Source organism: Pseudomonas cremoris, assembly GCF_014230465.1.
Map to the genome: position 1 here is coordinate 478243 of NZ_JAAXCY010000003.1, position 22929 is coordinate 501171.

25 protein-coding genes and 1 tRNA gene are annotated in these 22929 nt (G+C 59.6%); 15 read left to right on the forward strand and 11 right to left on the reverse strand.

Features of this window, described 5'->3' with window-relative positions:
* The first annotated feature begins 49 nt into the window (after positions 1 to 49).
* Together HF257_RS08925 and HF257_RS08930 are read left to right on the forward strand one after the other, a co-directional pair.
* Positions 50 to 721 carry a response regulator gene (locus tag HF257_RS08925; RefSeq protein WP_010212220.1) on the forward strand — a complete coding sequence of 224 codons (672 nt, stop codon included), beginning with the start codon at positions 50 to 52 and terminating at the stop codon, positions 719 to 721.
* Positions 714 to 2099: a sensor histidine kinase gene (locus tag HF257_RS08930; protein WP_185709455.1), complete on the forward strand. Its 1386-nt coding sequence runs from the start codon at positions 714 to 716 to the stop codon at positions 2097 to 2099. Before HF257_RS08925 ends, HF257_RS08930 begins: the two co-directional genes overlap by 8 nt.
* Here HF257_RS08930 and HF257_RS08935 read toward each other — a convergent pair whose 3' ends face one another.
* Together HF257_RS08935 and ygfZ are read right to left on the reverse strand one after the other, a co-directional pair.
* Complete coding sequence (locus tag HF257_RS08935; protein WP_185709454.1) at positions 2100 to 2921, reverse strand: HDOD domain-containing protein; 822 nt, start codon at positions 2919 to 2921, stop codon at positions 2100 to 2102.
* A gap of 36 nt (positions 2922 to 2957) precedes the next feature.
* Positions 2958 to 3899: a CAF17-like 4Fe-4S cluster assembly/insertion protein YgfZ gene (gene ygfZ / locus HF257_RS08940; protein WP_185709453.1), complete on the reverse strand. Its 942-nt coding sequence runs from the start codon at positions 3897 to 3899 to the stop codon at positions 2958 to 2960.
* Between the two features lie 140 nt (positions 3900 to 4039).
* On the opposite strand from ygfZ, the gene HF257_RS08945 reads away from it, so the two are divergent.
* Both HF257_RS08945 and HF257_RS08950 read left to right on the forward strand, forming a co-directional pair.
* Positions 4040 to 4294: an FAD assembly factor SdhE gene (locus HF257_RS08945; RefSeq protein WP_014717362.1), complete on the forward strand. Its 255-nt coding sequence runs from the start codon at positions 4040 to 4042 to the stop codon at positions 4292 to 4294.
* Complete coding sequence (locus HF257_RS08950) at positions 4278 to 4724, forward strand: protein YgfX (protein ID WP_185709452.1); 447 nt, start codon at positions 4278 to 4280, stop codon at positions 4722 to 4724. The genes HF257_RS08945 and HF257_RS08950 overlap by 17 nt, the downstream gene beginning before the upstream one ends.
* On the opposite strand, the gene nadB is transcribed toward HF257_RS08950, so the two are convergent.
* The gene (gene nadB / locus HF257_RS08955) at positions 4693 to 6309 is read right to left on the reverse strand and encodes an L-aspartate oxidase (protein WP_185709451.1); all 1617 of its coding nucleotides are present in this window, start codon (positions 6307 to 6309) and stop codon (positions 4693 to 4695) included. The genes HF257_RS08950 and nadB overlap by 32 nt on opposite strands.
* 463 nt (positions 6310 to 6772) lie before the next feature.
* Between nadB and rpoE the strand changes: the two genes are divergently transcribed.
* From rpoE to HF257_RS08975, 4 genes are all read left to right on the forward strand, one after another.
* On the forward strand, positions 6773 to 7354 hold the full coding sequence (rpoE, locus tag HF257_RS08960) for an RNA polymerase sigma factor RpoE (protein WP_003172477.1): 582 nt from the start codon (positions 6773 to 6775) through the stop codon (positions 7352 to 7354).
* A 32-nt stretch (positions 7355 to 7386) separates the two neighbouring features.
* The gene (locus HF257_RS08965) at positions 7387 to 7974 is read left to right on the forward strand and encodes a sigma-E factor negative regulatory protein (RefSeq protein WP_065882095.1); all 588 of its coding nucleotides are present in this window, start codon (positions 7387 to 7389) and stop codon (positions 7972 to 7974) included.
* Positions 7975 to 7989: 15 nt separating this feature from the next.
* A complete protein-coding gene (locus tag HF257_RS08970; RefSeq protein WP_185709450.1) occupies positions 7990 to 8952 on the forward strand; it encodes a MucB/RseB C-terminal domain-containing protein in 963 nt (320 codons plus the stop codon).
* Between the two features lie 234 nt (positions 8953 to 9186).
* Positions 9187 to 10623 (forward strand): DegQ family serine endoprotease, encoded by a 1437-nt coding sequence (locus tag HF257_RS08975; RefSeq protein WP_185709449.1) that lies wholly within the window; start codon positions 9187 to 9189, stop codon positions 10621 to 10623.
* A 69-nt stretch (positions 10624 to 10692) separates the two neighbouring features.
* Here HF257_RS08975 and HF257_RS08980 read toward each other — a convergent pair whose 3' ends face one another.
* On the reverse strand, positions 10693 to 12126 hold the full coding sequence (locus tag HF257_RS08980; RefSeq protein WP_185709448.1) for a M48 family metalloprotease: 1434 nt from the start codon (positions 12124 to 12126) through the stop codon (positions 10693 to 10695).
* A gap of 95 nt (positions 12127 to 12221) precedes the next feature.
* Between HF257_RS08980 and HF257_RS08985 the strand changes: the two genes are divergently transcribed.
* Together HF257_RS08985 and HF257_RS08990 are read left to right on the forward strand one after the other, a co-directional pair.
* On the forward strand, positions 12222 to 12461 hold the full coding sequence (locus HF257_RS08985; protein ID WP_010212198.1) for a sulfurtransferase TusA family protein: 240 nt from the start codon (positions 12222 to 12224) through the stop codon (positions 12459 to 12461).
* Positions 12462 to 12492: 31 nt separating this feature from the next.
* Complete coding sequence (locus HF257_RS08990) at positions 12493 to 13563, forward strand: AI-2E family transporter (RefSeq protein WP_185709447.1); 1071 nt, start codon at positions 12493 to 12495, stop codon at positions 13561 to 13563.
* 36 nt (positions 13564 to 13599) lie between these two features.
* On the opposite strand, the gene HF257_RS08995 is transcribed toward HF257_RS08990, so the two are convergent.
* Positions 13600 to 14073 (reverse strand): peroxiredoxin, encoded by a 474-nt coding sequence (locus HF257_RS08995; protein WP_185709446.1) that lies wholly within the window; start codon positions 14071 to 14073, stop codon positions 13600 to 13602.
* A 10-nt stretch (positions 14074 to 14083) separates the two neighbouring features.
* Complete coding sequence (locus tag HF257_RS09000; protein ID WP_003172487.1) at positions 14084 to 14644, reverse strand: glycine cleavage system protein R; 561 nt, start codon at positions 14642 to 14644, stop codon at positions 14084 to 14086.
* A gap of 272 nt (positions 14645 to 14916) precedes the next feature.
* Here HF257_RS09000 and dapA point away from each other — a divergent pair, with 272 nt between their 5' ends.
* From dapA to HF257_RS09025, 5 genes are all read left to right on the forward strand, one after another.
* The gene (dapA, locus tag HF257_RS09005) at positions 14917 to 15795 is read left to right on the forward strand and encodes a 4-hydroxy-tetrahydrodipicolinate synthase (RefSeq protein WP_185709445.1); all 879 of its coding nucleotides are present in this window, start codon (positions 14917 to 14919) and stop codon (positions 15793 to 15795) included.
* Positions 15796 to 15812: 17 nt separating this feature from the next.
* Complete coding sequence (gene bamC / locus HF257_RS09010; protein ID WP_185709444.1) at positions 15813 to 16928, forward strand: outer membrane protein assembly factor BamC; 1116 nt, start codon at positions 15813 to 15815, stop codon at positions 16926 to 16928.
* A gap of 4 nt (positions 16929 to 16932) precedes the next feature.
* Positions 16933 to 17691: an MBL fold metallo-hydrolase gene (locus tag HF257_RS09015; protein ID WP_185709443.1), complete on the forward strand. Its 759-nt coding sequence runs from the start codon at positions 16933 to 16935 to the stop codon at positions 17689 to 17691.
* Between the two features lie 27 nt (positions 17692 to 17718).
* Entirely contained in the window at positions 17719 to 18432 is a 714-nt protein-coding gene (gene purC, locus HF257_RS09020) for a phosphoribosylaminoimidazolesuccinocarboxamide synthase (RefSeq protein WP_003172493.1), read from the forward strand.
* A gap of 84 nt (positions 18433 to 18516) precedes the next feature.
* A tRNA-Ser gene (locus tag HF257_RS09025) sits at positions 18517 to 18606 on the forward strand.
* A gap of 67 nt (positions 18607 to 18673) precedes the next feature.
* Here HF257_RS09025 and HF257_RS09030 read toward each other — a convergent pair.
* From HF257_RS09030 to HF257_RS09050, 5 genes are all read right to left on the reverse strand, one after another.
* Positions 18674 to 18961, reverse strand: coding sequence for a type II toxin-antitoxin system RelE family toxin (locus HF257_RS09030; RefSeq protein ID WP_185709442.1), 288 nt, complete (start codon positions 18959 to 18961; stop codon positions 18674 to 18676).
* The gene (locus HF257_RS09035) at positions 18951 to 19190 is read right to left on the reverse strand and encodes a type II toxin-antitoxin system RelB/DinJ family antitoxin (RefSeq protein ID WP_185709441.1); all 240 of its coding nucleotides are present in this window, start codon (positions 19188 to 19190) and stop codon (positions 18951 to 18953) included. The genes HF257_RS09030 and HF257_RS09035 overlap by 11 nt, the downstream gene beginning before the upstream one ends.
* Before the next feature lie 418 nt (positions 19191 to 19608).
* Positions 19609 to 20835: an MFS transporter gene (locus tag HF257_RS09040; protein WP_185709440.1), complete on the reverse strand. Its 1227-nt coding sequence runs from the start codon at positions 20833 to 20835 to the stop codon at positions 19609 to 19611.
* Positions 20836 to 21043: 208 nt separating this feature from the next.
* A complete protein-coding gene (locus HF257_RS09045; RefSeq protein ID WP_185709439.1) occupies positions 21044 to 22069 on the reverse strand; it encodes an AraC family transcriptional regulator in 1026 nt (341 codons plus the stop codon).
* Positions 22070 to 22097: 28 nt separating this feature from the next.
* Positions 22098 to 22919: an SDR family NAD(P)-dependent oxidoreductase gene (locus tag HF257_RS09050; RefSeq protein WP_185709438.1), complete on the reverse strand. Its 822-nt coding sequence runs from the start codon at positions 22917 to 22919 to the stop codon at positions 22098 to 22100.
* Between the last annotated feature and the right edge of the window lie 10 nt (positions 22920 to 22929).

Genomic DNA, 22929 nt, shown 5'->3' on the forward strand with positions numbered 1-22929 from the left:
CTGCCCGGCAAAGCGTGGCGTCTCCCATGCCCGAATGAGGTGAAAATCCATGCGTGTCCTTTTGGTTGAAGACCATTTGCAGCTCGCCGAAAGTGTCGCCCAGGCGCTCAAGAGCACGGGTTTGACCGTGGATGTGCTGCACGACGGCGTGGCCGCAGACTTGGCCTTGAGCAGTGAGGAATACGCGGCGGCAATCCTGGATGTGGGCCTGCCGCGCATGGACGGTTTCGAGGTGCTCGCCCGTTTACGCGCCCGTGGGAAAAACTTGCCAGTGCTGATGCTGACGGCGCGCAGTGATGTGAAGGACCGTGTGCATGGGCTCAATCTCGGTGCGGACGACTACCTGGCCAAACCCTTTGAACTGACCGAGCTGGAAGCACGGGTCAAGGCGCTGTTGCGCCGTAGCGTGTTGGGCGGAGAGCGCCAACAGGCCTGTGGCGTGCTGGTGTATGACCTCGACACACGCCGCTTCACGGTTGGCGGCGAACTGATGACCTTGACGTCCCGTGAGCAGGCGGTGCTTGAAGCGCTGATTGCGCGCCCGGGCCGTGTGATGAGCAAAGAACAACTCGCCTCGCAGGTGTTCGGGCTTGATGAAGAGGCCAGCCCCGATGCCATCGAAATCTATGTACACCGGCTGCGCAAGAAACTCGACGGCCAACCCATCGCCATCGTGACGTTCCGCGGCCTTGGCTACTTGCTGGAAGCTCGTGATGCATAAGCCCAGCAGCCTGCGCTGGCGGCTGCTGTGGAACCTGGCGCTGTTGTTGGTGCTGTTGATGCTGGCCAGCGGCATGAGTGCCTATTGGAATGGTCGCGAGGCCGCCGACACCGCCTACGACCGCACCTTGCTGGCCTCGGCACGGACCATCGCCGCTGGCTTGACCCAGGTCGACGGCACCCTCAGCGCCAATGTGCCGTATGTGGCCTTGGACACGTTTGCCTACGACAGCGCCGGACGCATTTATTACCAGGTCAACGATATTGATCAGAAGCTGATCTCTGGCTACGAACACCTCCCTGGTCCGCCGCCCGGCACGCCGCGAACCGACGATTATCCTGCGTTGGCGCGCTTTTACGATGCCGTGTACCAGGGGCAACCCGTGCGTGTGGTCAGCCTGCTCAAGGCGGTCTCCGAGCCGAACATGAACGGCATGGCGGAAATCCGCGTGGCCGAAACCGATGAAGCGCGGGTCGCCATGGCCCGCAGCTTGATGGCCGATACGTTGTTGCGCTTGGGCATGCTGGCGGTGGGCGCGTTGTTGCTGGTGTGGTTTGCGGTCAGCGCCGCGCTGCGCCCGCTGGAGCGTTTGCGTACGGCGGTAGAAGAGCGTCAGCCCGACGACCTGCGTCCGCTGCCGTTGGTGGAAGTGCAGCATGAGTTTGGCCCGCTGGTGCGCTCCCTCAATCACTTCACCGAACGCCTGCGTGGCCAGTTCGAGCGCCAGGCGCAGTTTATTGCCGACGCGGCCCATGAACTGCGCACGCCGCTCGCCGCACTCAAGGCGCGTCTGGAATTGGGCCTGCGCAGCGATGCGCCGGACACCTGGCGCAGCACCCTGGAAACCGCCGCCCAGGGCACCGACCGCTTGACCCACTTGGCCAACCAGTTGCTGTCGCTGGCACGCATCGAAAACGGCGCCCGGGCAATTGCCGAGGGCGGCGCGCAGTTGTTGGACCTCAGCCAATTGGCCCGTGAACTGGGCATGGCCATGGCACCGCTGGCGCACGCACGCGGCGTGGCGTTGGCGCTGGAAGCCGACGAGCCGGTATGGCTGCGGGGCGAGCCGACTTTGTTGAACGAGTTGCTGAGCAACCTGGTGGACAACGCCCTGGCGCACACGCCGCCGGGCGGCAACGTGATCCTGCGGGTGACCGCGCCGGCGGTGCTGGAAGTTGAAGATGACGGCCCTGGGATTCCGCAGGAGGAGCGTGACCGGGTGTTCGAACGTTTCTATCGCCGCAGCCAGCAGGGTATGGGGTCTGGCTTGGGTTTGGCGATTGTCGGCGAGATCTGCCGGGCGCATCTGGCGCAGATCAGCCTGCACGATGGCGAGCAGGCGGGGCTGAAGGTGCGGGTGAGTTTTATCGCCGGTTGATCAGTAGAACATCGAGCGGGCTTCATCCAGCTCGGCGCGCAGGGCGTCGCTGTAAGGGTCGACTCGCAGCTTCTTGATCGCCGGCAGGCTGGATACCGATACATGTGCCAGCGGGTGATCGGTGCCGCGATGGCAATACAGCACGGCAATCTGCACCAGGTCGATGTAGTCGAGGCTGGCTGATTCCCGTTCCAGGTTCAGGTATTGACCCGGCAGCTTGGCGAGCATTTCGGGGAAGTCCCAGCCATGCAGCAATTTATCCCCCAGTAACGGGTGGATACTGTCGATCACGTGGTTGAGGCTGACCGGGTCCGAGAGCAACTCGTAGTGATCTTCGGCATAGGTGAGGATCGGCAACACACCGATCTGGTGCACCAAGCCGCCCAGCGCCGCCTGGTCTGGCTTGAGCTGGCTGTGGCTACGGCACAAGGCGTAGCTCACGCCCGCTACTTCCAGGCTTCGACGCCACACTTCGCGCATTTTCAGTTCGACCGCTTCGGAGCGGGCGTGGAAGATTTGCTCCATCACCAGGCCGATGGCCAGGTTGCTGCTGTAGTTGGTGCCCAGCCGGGTGATGGCGGTGTGCAGGTCGGTGACTTCCTGGGTCGCGCGTAGCAAAGGGCTGTTGACCACTTTGATCAGGCGTGCCGACAGCGCGGTATCGCGACCGATCACCTTGCTCAAATGGCTGATGCTGATCTCCGGGTCTTCGGCGGCCTGACGAATTTTCAGGGCCACTTCCGGTAAAGTCGGCAGAACCAGGTCATCGTTGCCGATGGCCGTAACCAAAGCCTGTTGGACTTTTTCCGCCAGCTTGTTCATTCATGATCTCTAGGGTGTTGCAAAAAAGTACGGCGATTAACGCTGGATCTCTCGATCACGGTCGAGTGTGTAAGGCAGGTCAAGCAGGTGCAAGGCGGGGCCTTCCAGGGTGCCTAAGTGCACATCGCCACTGTCGGCTGCTTCGGCTTGCAACACCGCCAGAAGTTCAATGGACTGGTCGGCTTTTGCCGCTAGTACCACTTCACCGATCGAACTGTTGTGGCTGGGCGAAAACAGCGGGGTGCCTGGCTCGGGCGTTTCAGCCGCATCAAGGCTCAAGCGATAAAGGCGACGCTTGAGTTTGCCCAGGTACTGCATGCGCGCGACGATTTCCTGGCCGGTGTAGCAGCCTTTCTTGAAGCTCACGCCGCCAATGGCTTGCAGGTTGAGCATTTGCGGAATGAACAGTTCGCGGGTTTGCGGCATGACCTGGCCGATGCCGGCGCGGACCTGGCCGAGCAACCATTCATTCAGATCGGCTTCTTTCAATGCCGCCGTCAACTGACTGCGTACGGTTTGGGCGTGTTCTGCGGGCACCCAAAGTTCGGCGCGGCCAGGGGACACACGGATGGCAATCAATGTGTCGGTACGTACGACGCTGTCGGTTTCTGGCGGCAGCTCAAGGCCTAGGCTGGCCAGGGCCTGGTCTGCGTTCACCAGGCCAAAACGCGCCCAACCGGCGCTTTCGTCGGTGAGCTTGGATTTGGAGAACACCGCGTATTTTTTCAGGTCTGCCAACTGCGGTTCCAGCAGCTCGCTGGCCATGGCCAGCAACACGCCGTCACCTTGCAGCAAGATACGAAAGCTCGACTGCATGCGGCCTTTTTGCGTACAGCGCGCGCCGAGGCTGGCCTGCGTCTCGCTCAGGTAATTGAGGTTGCAGGTCAGTTGCCCTTGCAGGAACTTGGCAGCGTCGGCGCCGCGGACGGCGAGAACGCCTTCGTGGGACAGGGGGCAGAAGAAAGCAGAGTCAGCCATGGGTCATCGCAGGTCAAAAAGTCATGGGTGCATCATAGAGGGGCGCCCGGCAAATGGATAGTTTCCGTATGGGGCGACCAAAGCCGAGTGTTCGGGTGCCGTCGGGCCTGTATACTTGCCGCCTATTTGAGGAGCGCTCCATGGTCGAAGATGTAGAAATCAATCGTCTCTACTGGCACAGCCGTCGCGGCATGCTTGAGCTGGACGTGTTGCTGGTGCCTTTCACCAAAGAGGTGTACGCGACCCTCAACCAGGTAGATCGCGACCTCTACGTCAGGCTGCTGACTTGCGAAGACCAGGATATGTTCGGCTGGTTCATGGAGCGCGCCGAATCTGAAGACCCAGAACTGCAGCGCATGGTTCGGATGATCCTGGATCGTGTCCAGCCCAAGTAATTCGTTCGAATGCCGCTGGCAGGCCTCACGGTTGTTGCTGGCGGTGTATCTCCTTGCCCAGCTGTTTGCGCTGGGCGCGCTGTTGTCGCTCGACCTGCCTTATTCAAGCCTCGGAATGCTGGTGTGCATGGCGCACGCTGCCTGTGTCTTGCCGCGTCATCTGTTACTGACTCACCGTTCGTCGATTCGTGGCTTGCGTCGCGATGAAGATGGCTGGCAATTGTTCAGTGACGAGCGCGGCTGGCACGCCGTGCAGTTGCGTCCCGATAGCGTGGCATTGCCACTTATTGTGGTGTTGCGCTATCGGTTGCCGGGTGAATGGCGGGTGCGTTCGGTGTGTGTACCGAAGGACTCGCAGGTCGCCGATGTGCATCGACGCCTGCGGGTACGCTTGAAGTTCAGCCGCCGTAGGTGGTTGGCACCAGAATAGTGTCGCGGGCTTCCGGCAGCATCTCGGGGTAGTCGAGGGTGTAATGCAGGCCTCGGCTTTCCTTGCGCTCCATGGCAGAGCGGATCATCAGCTCGGCCACTTGGGCCAGGTTGCGCAACTCGATCAAGTCGCGGCTGACTTTATAGTTGCTGTAGAACTCATCGATCTCATCCAGCAGCATGCGCACACGGTGCTGAGCCCGTTGCAGGCGCTTGGTAGTACGCACGATCCCCACGTAGTCCCACATGAAGCGCCGCAGTTCGTCCCAGTTGTGGGCGATGATCACGTCTTCGTCCGAATCGGTCACCTGGCTGGCATCCCAGCGGGGCAGGGCGGCGGGTACTGGAATGTGCGGCAGTTGGCCGAGAATGTCCTCGGCCGCCGAGCGCGCATAAACGAAACATTCGAGCAGCGAGTTGCTGGCCATGCGGTTGGCGCCATGCAGGCCGGTGAAGCTGGTTTCGCCAATGGCGTACAGGCCGGGCACGTCTGTGCGGCCGTGCCGGTCGACCATCACGCCGCCACAGGTGTAGTGGGCGGCCGGTACCACAGGGATCGGGCCCTTGGTGATGTCGATGTTGAACGCGAGGCAGCGCTCGTAGACGGTCGGGAAGTGCGTCTTGATGAAGGCTTCGGGCTTGTGGCTGATGTCCAGGTAGACGCAGTCGATGCCCAGGCGCTTCATTTCATGGTCGATGGCGCGGGCGACGATGTCACGCGGGGCCAGTTCGGCGCGCGGGTCGAAGCGCTGCATGAAGCGTTCGCCGTTGGGCAGCTTCAGGTGTGCGCCTTCGCCGCGTAGCGCTTCGGTAATCAGGAAGCTCTTGGCCAGCGGGTGATACAGGCAGGTAGGGTGGAACTGGTTGAATTCCAGGTTGGCCACCCGGCAGCCCGAGCGCCAGGCCATAGCGATGCCGTCGCCGCAGGCTCCGTCGGGGTTGCTGGTATAAAGGTAGACCTTGGCCGCGCCGCCCGACGCCAGGATAGTGAAGCGTGCGCCGTAAGTGTCCACTTCGCCGCTCGCGCGGTTGAGCACGTAGGCGCCGAGGCAACGCTCGCCCTCAAGGCCCAGGCGTTTTTCGGTGATCAGGTCGACGGCAACGCGTTGCTCCAGCAATTCGATGTTGGGTCGTTGGCGGGCTTGGTCGAGCAGGGTCTTGAAGATTGCGGCGCCAGTGGCGTCGGCGGCGTGGATGATGCGGCGGTGGCTGTGGCCGCCTTCGCGGGTCAAATGGAATTCGAAGCCGCCGTCGTCGTTGCCCGCGTGTTCATCACGGGTGAAGGGGACGCCCTGGTCGATCAGCCATTGAATTGCCTCGCGACTGTGCTCGACGGTGAAGCGCACCGCGTCTTCGTTGCACAGGCCGCCGCCGGCATTGAGGGTGTCTTCGACGTGAGACTGCACCGTATCGGTGTCGTCCAGCACGGCAGCGACGCCGCCTTGGGCCCAGAATGTCGAGCCGTTGGCGAGGTCGCCTTTGCTCAGTACTGCAATCCGCAGATGGCTGGGGAGGGTCAGTGCAAGGCTCAAGCCCGCCGCGCCGCTACCAATCACCAAGACATCGTGTTGAAACTGTTGGCTCATTTGAGGGATTCCGCAAAAAGCGATCCGAAGAGGTGGCGCAAACAGGACGCCTGGATCGGCGAATCAAAGGGTCACACGGGCTACTAGTATATAGAGGGGGGGAGCGGCACAATAGCCGGGCATTCGTGGCAATGTGAGATTACGGTGCACGGCTTGGGTAAAATCGGTCGGTTATTGAAGCGGGAACTTTTTGCATAAGCCCCGACTCAATAGCAGGTTGCCCGAAAGCTGGGAAAACGTTGAGTTTATTGGCCCGTCGGGAGCATTGGACGCGTCAGAAAACCGGCGACAAGATTATTCGCGCAGCCGGCGTTGCCCGCGCTGCGTTTTTCGTGTGTGCCAAATCAGTGCGTGCCGGAAACTTGCTTGAAGGGGGAGAACTTTTGCGAAAAGACCGAGTCTATGTTTGCAAGCCTGATCGTTTAGTTATGCAAGCCTCCTTCAAGTACAACGAGGAGTGTTCATGCTAACCCAGGAAGAGGATCAGCAGCTGGTCGAGCGCGTTCAACGCGGCGACAAGCGAGCTTTTGATCTGCTAGTGCTGAAATACCAGCACAAAATTCTCGGGTTGATCGTGCGTTTTGTGCACGACACCCATGAAGCGCAGGACGTTGCACAGGAAGCCTTTATCAAGGCCTACCGTGCGCTAGGCAACTTTCGCGGTGATAGTGCGTTTTACACGTGGCTATACCGCATCGCCATTAACACGGCGAAGAACTATCTGGTGTCTCGCGGACGCCGCCCGCCAGATAGTGATGTAAGTTCAGAAGATGCAGAATTTTACGATGGTGATCACGGCCTCAAAGATCTCGAGTCGCCGGAGCGTGCATTGCTGCGCGACGAGATCGAAGGAACCGTTCATCGCACAATTCAGCAACTGCCAGAAGATTTACGTACGGCGTTAACTTTACGTGAATTCGATGGTCTGAGTTACGAAGACATTGCGAGCGTCATGCAGTGTCCGGTGGGGACTGTAAGGTCACGGATTTTCCGGGCCCGGGAAGCCATCGATAAAGCCTTGCAACCGTTGTTGCAGGAAAACTAAAGACAGCGGCGACAGCCAAGAGAGGAACCGCCATGAGTCGTGATGCCCTGCAGGAATCGCTGTCCGCAGTGATGGATAACGAAGCGGATGAACTGGAACTTCGTCGAGTGCTTAACGCATTTGATGATGCCGAAACCCGTGATACCTGGTCTCGTTACCAAGTCGCTCGGGCGGTGATGCACAAGGATCTTCTAATCCCTCGTCTGGATATTGCTGCGGCCGTTTCTGCTGCGCTGGCTGATGAAGCCGTTCCGGCAAAAGCTGCTCGTGGTCCATGGCGTAGCCTGGGTCGCTTGGCAGTTGCTGCCTCGGTGACTGTTGCCGTGTTGGCCGGTGTTCGCCTGTACAACCAGGATGAAATTGCTGGTGCCGAACTGGCCCAACAGACCCAACAGCCGGTGATGGCTGGACCTCAGGTCAAAGGCCCAGCGGTATTGGCCGGCTACAAGGAAAGTTCTGACAGCACCGGCCCGATGGCCAATGGTGTACTGCAAGGGCAATCCGGTTGGCAGGACCAGCGTCTTCCAGGCTACCTGCGCCAGCACGCACAGGAATCAGCTCTGAAAGGCACTGAAAGTGCTCTGCCTTATGCTCGTGCCGCAAGCCTGGAAAACCGCTGATACGTAAGGAGCTCTATGCGCGCCATACCGCTCCTTACGCTTTTGCTCAGTGGTTGGATTGCACTCCCCGCCCACGCCGATGAAGCCCAAGACTGGCTGACTCGACTTGGGCGTGCAGAGCAACAGCAAAGCTTTCAAGGCACGTTCGTCTACGAACGTAACGGCAGTTTTTCTACCCACGACATCTGGCATCGCGTCCAGGATGGCCAGGTTCGCGAGCGGCTTTTGCAGCTCGACGGTTCGGCCCAGGAAGTTGTGCGGGTAGATGGTCATACTCAATGCGTCAGCGGCACCCTCGTCGCCGGCCTTGGCAATTCCCGTGATGCACCGTCACGTGCGCTGGACCCGCAAAAACTCAATGAATTCTATGAACTGGCCGTCATCGGCAAATCCCGCGTGGCCGGTCGTAATGCGGTGATCGTGTCGATTACCCCGCGTGATCAATACCGCTATGGTTTTGAATTGCATCTGGATCGCGAAACTGCTTTGCCACTCAAGTCACTGTTGCTTAATGATCAAGGGCAACTGCTGGAGCGTTTTCAGTTCACGCGTTTGAATACTTCAGCCGCGCCGGATGACCGTGACTTGCAGCCCAGCAGCGAATGCACGCCTATTGCTGTCGTCAAGAGCAGCGCGCCGGAAGTGGCGTCTACCGAGACTTGGCACCTGGAGTGGCTGCCGCCCGGTTTTCAACTGACCAATACCAGCGCTCGTCAGGATACCCAGACGAAAGCCACGGTCGACAGCCTGATGTATGAAGACGGGCTGGCGCGTTTCTCGGTATTCCTTGAGCCGATCAGCGATGCGGGCGTGACGGAAACCCGTACCCAATTGGGGCCCACGGTTGCCGTGTCCCGCCGCTTGAATACGGTGGATGGCGAAATGATGGTCACGGTCGTCGGTGAAATCCCTATCGGTACCGCAGAGCGCATCGCGCTCTCGGTGCGCGGTGAAAAAAAGCCAGCCGCCAAACCTTGAGCCGTTAATCCTATGTTCATCCTGACCTTTCACTGTACGTTCACGCCAGGTTGGCTGCCGAGAGCATGAAATGTCCGGATCAGCATTTTCACTTGCAAAAATCCCCCATGTTTTTTATAGGTCAGGGCTTGTCGGCTCTGGCCTTGTTTTGTTCGCGGAACAAAGATGTCGGTCGCAGTTTTCGGCGTTTCTTGAACCCTGTCGCTCAACCCTGCTCGTCGTAACGGGAGCTGTATGTCGATACCACGTTTGAAGTCTTACCTATCCATAGTCGCCACGGTATTGGTGCTGGGCCAGTCCTTGTCTGCGCAAGCGGCCGAGCTGCCTGACTTTACCCAACTGGTCGAGCAGGCCTCGCCGGCCGTGGTGAACATCAGTACCACGCAGAAACTGCCGGACCGCAAAGTTTCAAACCAACAGATGCCCGACCTCGAAGGCCTGCCGCCGATGCTGCGCGAGTTCTTCGAGCGCGGCATGCCGCAGCAGCGCTCCCCGCGTGGCGGTGGTGGCCAGCGTGAGGCTCAGTCCTTGGGTTCGGGTTTCATCATCTCGCCGGATGGCTACATCCTCACCAACAACCATGTGATTGCCGATGCCGACGAGATCCTTGTACGCCTGGCTGATCGCAGTGAGCTGAAAGCCAAGCTGGTCGGCACTGATCCACGTTCCGACGTGGCGTTGCTGAAAATTGAAGGCAAAGACCTGCCAGTGCTGAAACTGGGCAAATCCCAGGACCTGAAAGCCGGTCAGTGGGTTGTCGCCATCGGTTCGCCGTTTGGCTTTGACCACACCGTCACCCAAGGTATCGTAAGCGCCATTGGCCGCAGTCTGCCGAACGAAAACTACGTGCCGTTCATTCAGACCGACGTACCGATCAACCCGGGCAACTCCGGTGGTCCGCTGTTCAACCTGGCGGGCGAAGTTGTGGGGATCAACTCGCAGATCTACACGCGCTCCGGTGGTTTCATGGGCGTGTCGTTCGCGATCCCGATCGACGTGGCCATGGACGTTTCCAACCAGCTGAAAAGTGGTGGAAAGGTTAGCCGCGGCTGGTTGGGTGTCGTTATTCAGGAAGTAAACAAAGACCTGGCTGAGTCCTTCGGTCTCGACAAGCCGGCCGGTGCCCTGGTCGCGCAAATCCAGGACGATGGCCCAGCAGCCAAAGGTGGCCTGCAAGTCGGCGACGTGATCCTGAGCATGAATGGCCAGCCAATCGTCATGTCGGCGGACCTGCCGCACCTGGTCGGCGCACTCAAGGCTGGCAGCAAGGCCAAGCTGGAAGTGATCCGTGAAGGCAAGCGTCAGACTGTTGAACTGACCGTTGGCGCGATCCCTGAAGAGGGCGCGACGCTGGACGCCTTGGGTAACGCCAAGCCAGGTGCCGAGCGCAGCAGCAACCGCCTGGGCATTGCCGTGGTTGAGCTGACCGATGAGCAGAAGAAGAGCTTCGACCTCAAGAGCGGCGTCGTGATCAAGGAAGTGCAGGACGGTCCTGCGGCGCTGATCGGCCTGCAGCCCGGCGACGTGATCACCCACCTGAACAACCAGGCGATCAACTCCACCAAGGAATTCACCGACATCGCCAAGGCGCTGCCGAAGAATCGCTCGGTGTCGATGCGTGTGTTGCGTCAAGGTCGCGCCAGCTTCATTACCTTTAAGCTGGCCGAGTAATCTGCTAGCCCAATAGAAAAAGCCCCGCCTTCGTTAACCGAAGGTGGGGCTTTTTTGTGGGTGATGGCTTTAGCTCATCATCCCTTTCACCAGGCGTTCCTGTTCGATCAGTTCACGCTGCCGAGCGTCAATGCGCGACGACAGTGGGAAGTTGCTGCCAGCTCGGCGCTTGGCAAAGTCCAGCTGTTGGATGGCCTGCTGGAAGTCGCCGACCAAGGCGAAATATTCGGCACGGGCTTGATGAAGGCCGATGATGTTGCCAGACAAGCCGCGCGTCTCAGCGACCTGGTACCACACGTCAGGATCATCCGGGCGAGACTTGAGCAGCGCGTCCAAAGCCTTTTCTGCATCGGCAGTGCGGTTCTGCTTGAGCAGCAGGTCTACACGTACTTGGTTCAGCGGATAGTTGCCGGGGTACTGGGTGAGCATCTTGTCGGTGCGTTGCTGGGCGTCGGGCAAGCGGTTGTTATCGATGTCCAGTTGGATCTGCGCGAGGTTATAGGTAATGTCCGTGGGCGCCTTGGCCAGCAGGGGCGCGAGGTTTTCACGTGCCTCCTTGAATTGGGAGCCTTTGATCTGGGCGATTGCCAGCCCATAGCGCGCCACGTCGTTTTTTGGGTTTTCGTCCAGTTGCGCCTGGAAGCGCTTGGCGGCGAGGCCAGGGGTGTCTTCGTATTGCAACTGCACCCGCGCGCGAATCAGTTGATAGCGCAAACTGTCTTCCTTGCCGCCTGGCTTGGCTTGTTCAGCGCGGTTACGGGTGTCGGCGATCCGTGATTCGGTGACCGGGTGCGTCAGCAGGAATTCCGGTGGCTTGGCGTCGAAGCGGTATTGACGCATCAAACGCTCGAACATGGTCGGCATTGAGCGCGGGTCGTAGCCGGCTTTTTCCAGATTAAGGATGCCGATACGGTCAGCTTCTTGTTCGTTCTGGCGAGAGAAACGGCGCTGTTCCTGGATCGCCGCCGCTTGAGTGCCGGCGATCGCGGCGATACCGGCATCACCTGCACCTGCCGCTGCAGCAATGATGCCGCCGAGTAGGGCGGCCATCATCGGGATCTGCATGCGCTGTTGCGCTTCCACACCACGGGCGAAGTGGCGTTGAGACAAGTGCGCCAACTCGTGGGCCAGTACCGAAGCGTACTCGCCTTCGGTCTGCGCGTTGAGGAACAGGCCGCCGTTGACCCCGACAATCCCGCCAGGCGCAGCAAAGGCGTTCAGTTGCGGGCTGTTGATCAGGATGAACTCCAGGCGCCGGTCATTGACCTGACTGGTCTCTACCAGCTTGTACACGCTGGTTTCAACGTAATCCTTGAGCTGCGGGTCATTGAGCTGCGAGACCTGGCCCCGCAGGTAGGCCAGCCATGCGCGGCCCAGTTGATATTCCTGTTGTGGCGAGACAATGGCAGAACTGGCGTCGCCAAGTGACGGCAGGTCGTCAGCGAAGCCTGGGGAGGCCAGCAGGCAAGCCAGCGTCAGCAGGGTAGGGCGCAAAAAAGTCATGCACAGAGCCTTTCGACAAAGAGCTTACTGTAGCCGGACACTGAGCTTCGGACCAGATATTCTAAGCAGCCCAAACGCTTGCCCGGAGTAAAACCATGACCGACGCTGTAGCCTTCGATGCCGAACTTGACGCCAGCGGCCTCAATTGCCCGTTGCCGTTGCTCAAGGCCAAGCTGGAGCTCAATCGTCTAGCCAGTGGCGCAGTGCTCAAGGTCATCGCCACGGATGCAGGTTCCCAGCGGGATTTCCGAACCTTTGCCAAGTTGGCCGGGCATACTCTGTTGCACGAAGAAGACGCCGCCGGAGTGTACCGTTACTGGTTGCGCAAGGCCTGAACCGTTTGCCCCCACCACCCGAGGTTGATTGATGTTCAAAGTGTTACGAGACTGGATCCAGCGCTACTTCTCCGACGAAGAAGCTGTGGTGCTGGCGGTCCTGCTGTTTCTGGCCTTCACGGCCGTACTTACCTTGGGTGGCATGCTGGCGCCGGTGCTGGCGGGGATGGTGCTGGCTTACCTGATGCAAGGGTTGGTCACGACTCTTGAGCGTTTGCGCTTGCCGGGTGGGGCGGCGGTGGGGTTGGTGTTCGCCTTGTTCATGGGGTTGCTGGTGCTGTTCATCGTGGTGGTGTTGCCGTTGTTGTGGCACCAACTGATCACGCTGTTCAACGAGTTGCCGGGCATGCTCGCCAAGTGGCAGTCGTTGTTGCTGTTGTTACCGGAGCGTTACCCGCACCTGGTGTCGGATGAGCAAGTGTTGCAAGCCATCGAAGTGGCGCGCGGTGAGATAGGAAAGTTCGGGCAATGGGCGCTGACCTTTTCCCTGTCCAGCCTTCCGCTGTTGGTCAACATCATGATCTACCTGGTGCTGGTACCGATCCTGGTGTTCTTCTTCCTCAAGGACCGCGCCATGATCGGCCGCTGGGTGCGTGGGTACCTTCCGCGTGAACGGGCGTTGATTACTCGGGTGGCTGAGGAGATGAACCGGCAGATCGCGAACTACATACGTGGCAAGGTCATCGAGATCATCATCTGCGGCGGCGTCACCTACATTGCCTTTGTTGCCCTGGACCTGAACTACGCGGCCCTGCTCGCCTTGTTGGTGGGCCTGTCGGTAGTGGTGCCGTACGTAGGTGCGGTGGTGGTGACGGTGCCGGTGATGTTGATCGCGCTGTTCCAATGGGGCTGGAGCGACCAGTTCATCTACCTGATGGCGGTGTACGGCATCATCCAGACCCTGGATGGCAACGTACTGGTACCGCTGTTGTTTTCGGAAGCAGTAAACCTGCACCCGGTGGCGATCATCTGTGCGGTGTTGTTGTTCGGCGGGCTATGGGGGTTCTGGGGAGTGTTCTTTGCAATCCCCTTGGCGACACTGTTCAAGGCGGTGCTGGATGCGTGGCCACGACAGGAACCGGTGGTCGCGCCATTGTTGTAGTGAGCGGGGCAGGCCCGCTCACTACATGCCCGCGTGTCAGGCGTTGTTCAATGCCTGCGCTGCCGCCAAAACGGCATCCACGTGGCCAGGCACTTTCACACCACGCCATTCCTGACGCAGTACGCCGTCCTTGTCGATCAGGAACGTGCTGCGATCCACGCCCAGGTATTCCTTGCCGTACAGCTTCTTCAGCTTGATCACGTCAAACAGCTGGCAGACTGCCTCGTCCTTGTCGCTGATCAGTTCGAAAGGGAATTCCTGCTTGCCCTTGAAGTTCTCATGAGACTTCACGCTGTCGCGCGATACGCCAAACACCTCGGTGTTGGCGGCCTTGAATGCTTCGTACTGATCACGAAAGCCCTGGCCTTCGGTGGTGCAGCCCGGCGTGCTGTCTTTCGGATAGAAGTAGATCACCACTTGCTTGCCCTTGAGGGCCGCGAGGCTGAAGGTCTGGCCGCTGGTGGCCTGGGCTTCGAAATCGGCTACAGGTTTGTCGATGACAACTGCCATGGGGTCTTCCTTACATCGGGTTCTGTGGGCGCCAAGGCTCGATCAGGGCGTCGAGGTTCAAGGCATCGGCAAAGTCCAGGAACTGGTCGCGCAGCCAACTGATCTGCACGCCGGCCGGCAAGGTCACGGTGAACGTGGCATTGAGCATGGTGCCGCCAGTTTGCGGGGCCTGGTAGGTGTCGCAGGTCAGGTTCTCCAGTTCGACGTTATGGTCGATGAAGAACTGGCACAGCTCGTTGACGATGTCCGAACGGTAAGCCGAGCTGACATAGGCGACATAGGGCAGTGCCTGCGGACGATTTTCCAAGGCGGCGCTGCGTACCACGTTGACGGTGAAGTCATGCTTCTTGGCCAGGCCCGGCAGGCCGGTTTCCAGGCGCGCCAAGGCGTCCCAGGTGCCGGAGATCTGAAGCACCAGCGCACTGCACTCGCCGTGGCGGGTCAGGCGGGAGGTCACGACGGCGCAGCGGTTTTCATGGCTGGCGCGGCACAGGACGTTGGTCAGCTCCATGGGGTTGGCGCCGAGGGCACTGATAACAAGGAATTGTTCGCGAACTGTGGGGGTGGACATGCAGCCTTCCTAAAGCGATGAGCGGTCGATACGTTGAGGCTGTATCGATCAAAGCATGAAGGGTAGCGAAAAGCGCCGCCAAGGGATAGGAGGTGGCGTTTTCATTGCGTGATCGGCTTGATTTGGCCGTGCTAAAACCCCGGCTTTGGCCCAATGATGGCATTGCCCGTCGTTTAGTTGCGCCAGAACGCGTCCTCACGCGGTACTTCGCTTGTGCAAGCATCTTGGCGCCAGTACCATTACGGCTCTCTTTTTCCGGCAGGAGCGGTTGCATGATTGCGGGCAGTATGGTGGCACTGGTCACACCCATGGATGCACAAGGTCATCTCGACTGGGACAGCCTGGGCAAACTGGTGGACTTCCACCTGCAAGAAGGCACCAACGCCATTGTGGCGGTCGGCACCACAGGTGAATCGGCCACCCTCGACGTGGAAGAACACATCCAGGTCATCGAATTCGTAGTCAAGCGTGTTGCGGGCCGTATCGCCGTGATCGCCGGTACGGGCGCCAACTCGACGCGTGAAGCGATCGAGCTGACCAAGAACGCCAAGAAGGCCGGCGCCGATGCCTGCCTGCTGGTGACCCCGTACTACAACAAGCCGACCCAGGAAGGTTTGTACCAGCACTTCCGCGCCATCGCCGAAGCCGTTGATATCCCGCAGATCCTCTACAACGTACCGGGCCGTACTGCTTGCGACATGCAGGCCGCGACCGTGATTCGCCTGTCCACCGTGCCGAACATCATCGGTATCAAGGAAGCCACCGGCGACCTGCAACGTGCCAAGGACATCCTGGCCGGTGTGAGCAGCGACTTCCTGGTGTACTCCGGTGACGACGCCACCGCTGTCGAGCTGATCCTGCTGGGCGGCAAAGGCAACATCTCCGTGACTGCCAACGTGGCTCCGCGTGCCATGAGCGAACTGTGCGCTGCCGCCATCGCCGGTGACGCCGTGACCGCCCGTGCGATCCACGAGAAGCTGATGCCGCTCAACAAGACACTGTTTATCGAATCCAACCCTATCCCCGTGAAGTGGGCGCTGTATGAGATGGGCCTGATGCCGGACGGTATCCGTCTGCCGCTCACCCGTCTCAGCGAAGCCTGTCACGAACCGCTGCGACAGGCCCTGCGCCAGTCCGGCGTCCTGGTTTAATTGAGGAAGCACTACGCATGAAGCGATTGGCCGGACTTTCCGCACTTGCCTTGATTATCTCCAGCACCAGTGGCTGCGGTTGGATCTGGGGCCCGGAAGGCTACTTCCGTGACCGCGGTAGCGATTACCTGGAAGCCCAAGCAACCAAACCGATGCAACTGCCGCCGGACGTCAATGTCGCCAAGCGCCTTGACCCGTTGCTGCCGATCCCGCGTAACGTTGCCGACGACACCGTCAAGGGTGAGTACGTAGTGCCGCGTCCACAGCCGATCTCGGCCGTGGCCGAAGCCAGCGACTACAGCCTGCAGAAGAGCGGTGACAACCGCTGGATCATGGCTCAGCGCCCACCTGCCGAAGTTTGGCCGGTGGCGGTGCAGTTCTTCCAGGACAACGGTTTCCGTATCGACCAGCAACGTCCGCAGACCGGCGAGTTCACCACGGCATGGCAACAAGGCAGCGAGCTGTCGGCCAGCATGGCCAAGCGCCTGCAAGCGAGCGGTGTAGCCGCTGACAGCGAGGCCCGTGTGCGTGTGCGCATCGAGCCAGGCGTGCAGCGCAACACCAGTGAAGTCTACGTGGTGAGCGCCGAGCGTCCTGCCGGCAGCACCGCCAATGTTGACTTTACCAACCGCTCGGTCAACACCGGTGTTGACTCCGCATTGGTCGACGAAATGCTCGCCAGCATGAGTCGTATCTCCGAGAAGGGCGGTTCCGTTTCCCTGCTCGCCGCACGTGATTACGACACCCCAAGCCGAGTCAGCCTCACCGAAGACGGCAGCGGCAACGTGGTGCTGAACCTGGGTGAAGACCTGGACCGTGCGTGGGCCAGCGTCGGTCGCGCGTTGGAGCAAGGCCCGTGGCGTGTTGAAGACATCAACCGCAGCCTGGGCCTGTACTACATCAACGTGGCTGAAAAGGCCGAGAAGAAAGACGACGAGCCAGGCTTCTTCGGCAAATTGTTCGGCAGCAAGCCGACCAAGGAAGAGATCGAGACCCGTGCCGAGCGTTACCAGGTTCGTTTGAGCAAAGTTGGCGAAAGCGTACAAGTCACCGTCGAGAAGAACATCAACACCGTTGCGCCAGCAGAAACAGCGCGCAAAGTGTTGGGCGTGATTCAGGACAACTTGGGCTGATCCGATGCGTTTTGCCGTTCTCGGCAGCGGTAGCCAAGGGAACGGCACGCTGGTCGCACATGACGACACGTATGTGCTGGTGGATTGTGGTTTCTCGTTAAAAGAAACCGAGCGGCGCCTGCTGCGCCTGGGGGTTCACCCCACGCAGCTGACCGCGATTCTGGTGACCCACGAACATGCCGACCACGTGCATGGCGTGGGTTTGCTGTCTCGGCGCTACAATCTTCCGGTGTACCTCAGTCGCGGCACCTTGCGCGGGATGCGCAAACCCATTGAACCCGCAGGTTTCCTGGCCGGTGGCGAGCAGTTGCAAATCGGCGCATTGAGCATCGATGTGATTGCCGTGGCGCACGACGCCCAGGAGCCGACGCAATATGTGTTCAGTGACGGCGAGCGGCGCTTTGGCGTGCTCACCGACCTGGGTTCCTACTGCTCCAAGGTGCTGGACGGCTACCGCGACCTCGATGCATTGATGATCGAGTCCAACCACTGCCGAGACCTGCTGGCTCGCGGTCATTACCCGTACTTTCTCAAGCAACGGGTGGGCGGCGAACTGGGACATTTGAACAACCACCAGGCGGCGTACCTGGTGTATGAGTTGGGCTGGCAAGACCTGCAACACCTGGTCCTGGCCCACTTGAGCAGCAAGAACAACCTGCCGACGCTTGCCCGGCAATGTTTTGTCGACACCCTAGGGTGCGACCCGGACTGGCTGCAACTGGCCGATCAAGATTCAGGGCTCGACTGGCGACATATCGCCTAGCCCACCTCACTCAAAGCGGAGCCCATCATGGAAAAACGTGAAGAACTCTACCGCGGCAAAGCCAAGTCGGTTTACAAGACCGACGACGCCAACCGCCTGATCCTGCTGTTTCGCAACGACACCTCGGCGTTCGACGGCAAGCGCATCGAACAGCTGGACCGCAAGGGCATGGTGAACAACAAGTTCAACGCCTTCATCATGCAGAAACTCGAAGAGGCCGGCATTCCGACCCAATTCGACAAACTGCTGGGCGACAACGAGTGCCTGGTCAAGAAGCTGGACATGATCCCGGTCGAGTGCGTCGTGCGTAACTACGCCGCCGGCAGCCTGGTCAAGCGTCTGGGCGTGGAGGAGGGCCTTAAGCTCAACCCTTACACGTTCGAACTGTTCCTGAAGGACGACGCCAAGGGCGACCCGTTCATCAACGAATCCCACGTCGTGGCATTCGGTTGGGGCACCGCTGAGCAACTGGCGCGCATGAAGGAGTTGTCCCTCAAGGTCAACGACGTGCTGAGCAAGCTGTTCGACGACGCCGGCCTGCTATTGGTGGACTTCAAGCTGGAATTCGGTGTGTTCCACGACGGCTCCATCGTCCTGGGCGACGAGTTCAGCCCGGACGGCTGCCGCCTGTGGGACAAGGACACCAAGAAGAAGATGGACAAAGACCGCTTCCGCCAGGGCCTCGGTGACGTTATCGAAGCCTACGAAGAAGTCGCCAACCGTCTTGGCGTACCGCTTTAATCGACGCAAGCATCTGATAGCACGGAAAAAAATCTCGTTTCGAGCTTTGCTTTCCTGAATCACGCTGTTATGATGCGCGCCGTTGGAGAGATGCCAGAGTGGCCGAATGGGACGGATTCGAAATCCGTTGTACCTTCACCGGTACCTAGGGTTCGAATCCCTATCTCTCCGCCATTACATAGAAAAAGCCCCGTAGCTGAACAAGCTACGGGGCTTTTTTGTTTTGTGTGTCTATCTAGCGCTAGCTCAATCGCTCAGCCGCCTTTCGATAAACCTGATCACGCTCTCGTTTATCAATGGCGACCACAACCACAGTGATTTCCTGATCTATCACCTGATAGACCAGCCTGTAACCGCTGCTACGTAGTTTGACTTTGTAGCAGTCAGGCAGGCCATGCAGGCGGTTAGCTTCAACGCGCGGATTGTTCAGGACTTCAACCAACTTCTTCTTAAGTTGCTGGCGGACGGTGTCGCCGAGTTTTTGCCATTCCTTCAATGCTCGCGCATCGAAATCAAGGCTATAGGTCATCAATAGAAACCTTTACGCGTTGGGGAGATGCCAAGCGTTCTCGAACAGTGGCCATCAAGGCTTCGTCATCTTCAGTCATCAGGACGGGCTTGAAAGGCAATTGGCCCCGTTCTGCCACGTATTGAAGGGCTTGGCGCATCAGTTCGGAGGGTGTGACGCCGAGTTTCTCAAGTTCACGATAGGCGCGAGCTTTTAAATCGTCGTCGATACGGACGTTGATGGATGCCATGGTATAACTCCACTGTAATGACGCATGTCATTACAGTGGATCAATGATGTCTTTTTGGCAAGGCCATCGGGACGTACGGTTTCACCTTCCCACATGAACCCTACTTTTTACCCTTCGGCTTCGACGGTGCCTTTTTATCGGTTTCCTTCACCGTTTCCCTCGGCCTTTTTTTCGCCTCACCCTCTGTCACGTATTCCCCTGTTACCGCATCACGATATCTGGTTGGCATAGAAGCTCCTTGGCTGCCCGTCGCCATGCCGGCGACTCTTTCGAGGCTAGTTCAGGGGCTTGAGTGCGCACGCGACATTGTGCGACTTCTCATTACGACGCTTGGCTACAACCGTGATAACTCATTTCTGGAAATGAAAAAGCCTGCTGAGCTCAACGCTCAGCAGGCTTTTTAGTCGGGGCAGTCTAACTAGGCAGTCTGAGCCACCAGGCTATTACTCACCTTGCGCCCCAACACCAGCACCGTAACAAAACCGGCACCCACCAACGCCGTGGCCAAGCTCAACAGCACTGCGCTGCCCATCTGGTCGACGATCCGCCCGCCGAAGAACGAGCCCAAGGCAATGATCACCTGGAACAAAGCAACGAACAGCGGCATGCCGCGTTCGACGTCCTTGGGGGCGACGACGAACATCCAGATACTGGCGCATGCCGGGAAGGCGCCGAAGGCGAAGCCCCAGAGTGCGATCAGCATCGCGGCGCCGGTCATGCCGGTGGCGAAATAGGGGAACAGGGCGGTGCTGGTGCCGATCATCAGCGCGACCAGCAGCAAGGTGTGGCGCACGCTGCGGTTGGCGGCGAAACCGGCAAACACATTACCCATCACCCCGGCCACGCCGTAAAGCAGCAACAGTGAGCCAATGGTTGGCCCATCGAAGCCCGAACTCTGTTTGAAGAACGGCGCCACATAGGTGTAAGCGGCAAAGTGCGCCAGGCCAATCAGCAAGACCGCGATCAACCCGACCCGAGCTTGTGGGTTGATAAACAGGGCGGGCAGGTCACTGATGAGAATGGCCTTTTCCGGGGTGAGTCGGGGCAGCAAAAATACCTGCGCCAGCAACACCGGCACACCGACCAGCGCAGTGACGAGGAAGGTCATGCGCCAGCCCATCAGGCCACTGAGCCATGTGCCTACGGGCACGCCCAGTACGGTGGCCAGGGTTACGCCCATCATGATGATCGAGGTGGCCTTCGCTACGCCCACGCCCTTGGGGGCCAGGCGGCCGCTGAGGGCGATGGCCGTGGCCCAGAATCCGCCAATACTGATGCCCAACAGCACGCGGCCAAACAGCAGCAGGCTGAAGTCGCTGGCAAACGCTACGACCGAGTTGGCGATGATCATGATCAGCGTCAGGCCGATCAGCAGGTAGCGGCGGTCCATGGCGCCGATACTCACCGACAGCAAGGGGGCGGCGAGGGCGGCCATGATGCCAGGCAGGGTGACCATCAGGCCGGCGTGACCGGCACTGATGCCCAGGTCGCTGGCGACGTCGTTGAGGACGCCCACCGGCAGGAACTCGCTGGTCACCAAGGCGAAGGCACCCACCGCGACCGAGAGAATCGCCAGCCACTGCTGTTTGACACTCTGTTGATTATGTTCGGGACGGCCGCTAGGGGCCTGTGTGGCACTTGGCATGGTGTTGGGTTCCAAGATGAATGTCGCCTGAAATCAGGCGGGGGGAGGGAGTCAGGGGGCGATTATATAAACCGGTCTTGAATATTGAGCAGGCGCTCGTTTCGATAGTAATCATCAGTGCTATCGATGCGATGGGCCGGGCTAGACACTTCGAGGCGCGTTTGGAGTTGGGAGTACAGCGCCAGCCTTTGCAAAACGATGGTTTAGCTCACTTGTACATATCGATCTGGGAGGCACGCCAGCGAGCGGGAGTCGTCCCTTCCCAGGCGCGAAAGGCCCGATAAAACGAGTTGGTGTCTTCATACCCGAGCAGGCATGCCACTTCCTCTATCTCGATCGACGGTTCGCTCAGCAAATGGCGTACTACTTCCTGGCGAGTCTCCAGCATGAGTTGGCGGAAGCTGGTGCCTTCCTCGGTAATGCGCCGTTGCAAGGTGCGCTCGCTCATGCCCATTTCCCGCGCCACCTCGGCCATCTCCGGTCGACCGCTGGCGAGGATGCGCTTGAGGGCGCTTTTCACCTGCAGGCTGATCGTGGACGGTGCCGATGCTTCGGCCAATGCGGCAGTCAGGGCAGGGTTCAACATCTCGAGCAGTTCTGGGTTATGGCTGGGAAAGGGTCGGCTCAGGTCGGCGGCGTCAAATACCAGTGCATTGCGCTCGGCGCCGAAACGTACGGCACAGCCAAAAAAATCGGCCAATCCATCATGACCGCTTTCCGGTCGCGCCAATTCGATGCTTAGCGGGAGAATGTGCACCCCGGAGCCACGTCTGCCCAGTTCAACAAACGTGGCAAATGCTGCATCGATCAAGAGCGTGGGAGGTGGCGCCTGGGTGCGCAACCAATCGACAGTGACTGTGCAGGTGTTGCCTGCTTCTGTTACCCCGACACGCTCCAGCGTGCACAGTTGTTTGAAGCGTGCGAGGCGATGCAAGCCATCCCGAAAATCGCGGGCAATAAATGCTACGAAGCTTGCGGGCGGCAATGTAGCGCTATCCAATTGGGTCACCATCTGGATAGCGGCGGCCGGGTCCGGATTGAGCGTGGCGATCGCCTCCCACAAGCGGAAAAACTCCTCGGTACTGACCTGGCGGCGGTCCCGGCGCTCATGCAGGTTAAGCGTGACGGGCAGCCGCGCCTGACGCAACACGGCTGCTGGCTCCAGACCGATGCTTCTCAGGGCTTGCCAAAAAACATCCGGAATATTGAAGCGTGATTGGCGTGCGTCAGACATGGGCTACCTTTTGTTTCAAGCAATCAAATCAGTCAGAGGCCGACACGCTAAGGTCATGCCATTTCTTGTCGGAGGCAGCCAGGTCTTCTGCGGCCTTGGCTGCGTATTGCACGGCATCGCTACCGATCAGCAGGCGCAGGGGCGCGTCTTTATTGAGCGCCAACTCCAGTACGATCTCGGCAACCCGAGCCGGGCCGGTCGGTAGAATGCCAGGGGAATTGAGCAGCTCAACCAGGGCACCAACGCTTTGCTGGTAGGGCTCGCTGATCGGCGGGATGGTCATGGAAGCCCCCGACCAATCAGTCCTCATGCCGCCCGGCTCCAACACCGTCACTTGAACCCCCAGCGGGTTTACTTCTTGCGCCAGCACTGTCGAAAAACCGCCGACGGCCCATTTGGCGCTCTGATAGGCGGCGAGGCCCGCCATGCCAATACGTCCGCCCAAGGACGATACCTGAAAGATGTGCCCGCTGCCCTGTGCGCGCAGCACCGGCAATACGGCCTTGCTCACGTGTACCACGCCATAAAAGTTGGTATCGATCTGGGCCTTGAAATCCTCCAGCGTCACGTCTTCTACCGACGCCAAGTCACCATAGCCCGCATTGTTGACCACCACATCCAGGCCGCCGAAGTGTGCCACCGCCGCTGTGACCGCATTCTCGACCTGTTGGTTATCGGTCACGTCCAACTGCACGGGGTAGACCGCAGCGCCATACTCGGCAACCAAATCATCCAATTGGCGCGGATTGCGAGCAGTGGCAACCACACGATCACCCGCGCGCAATACGGCCTCGGTGATGGCGCGGCCAAGGCCACGGGAACTGCCGGTGATAAACCAGATCTTGGACATGTGAACACCT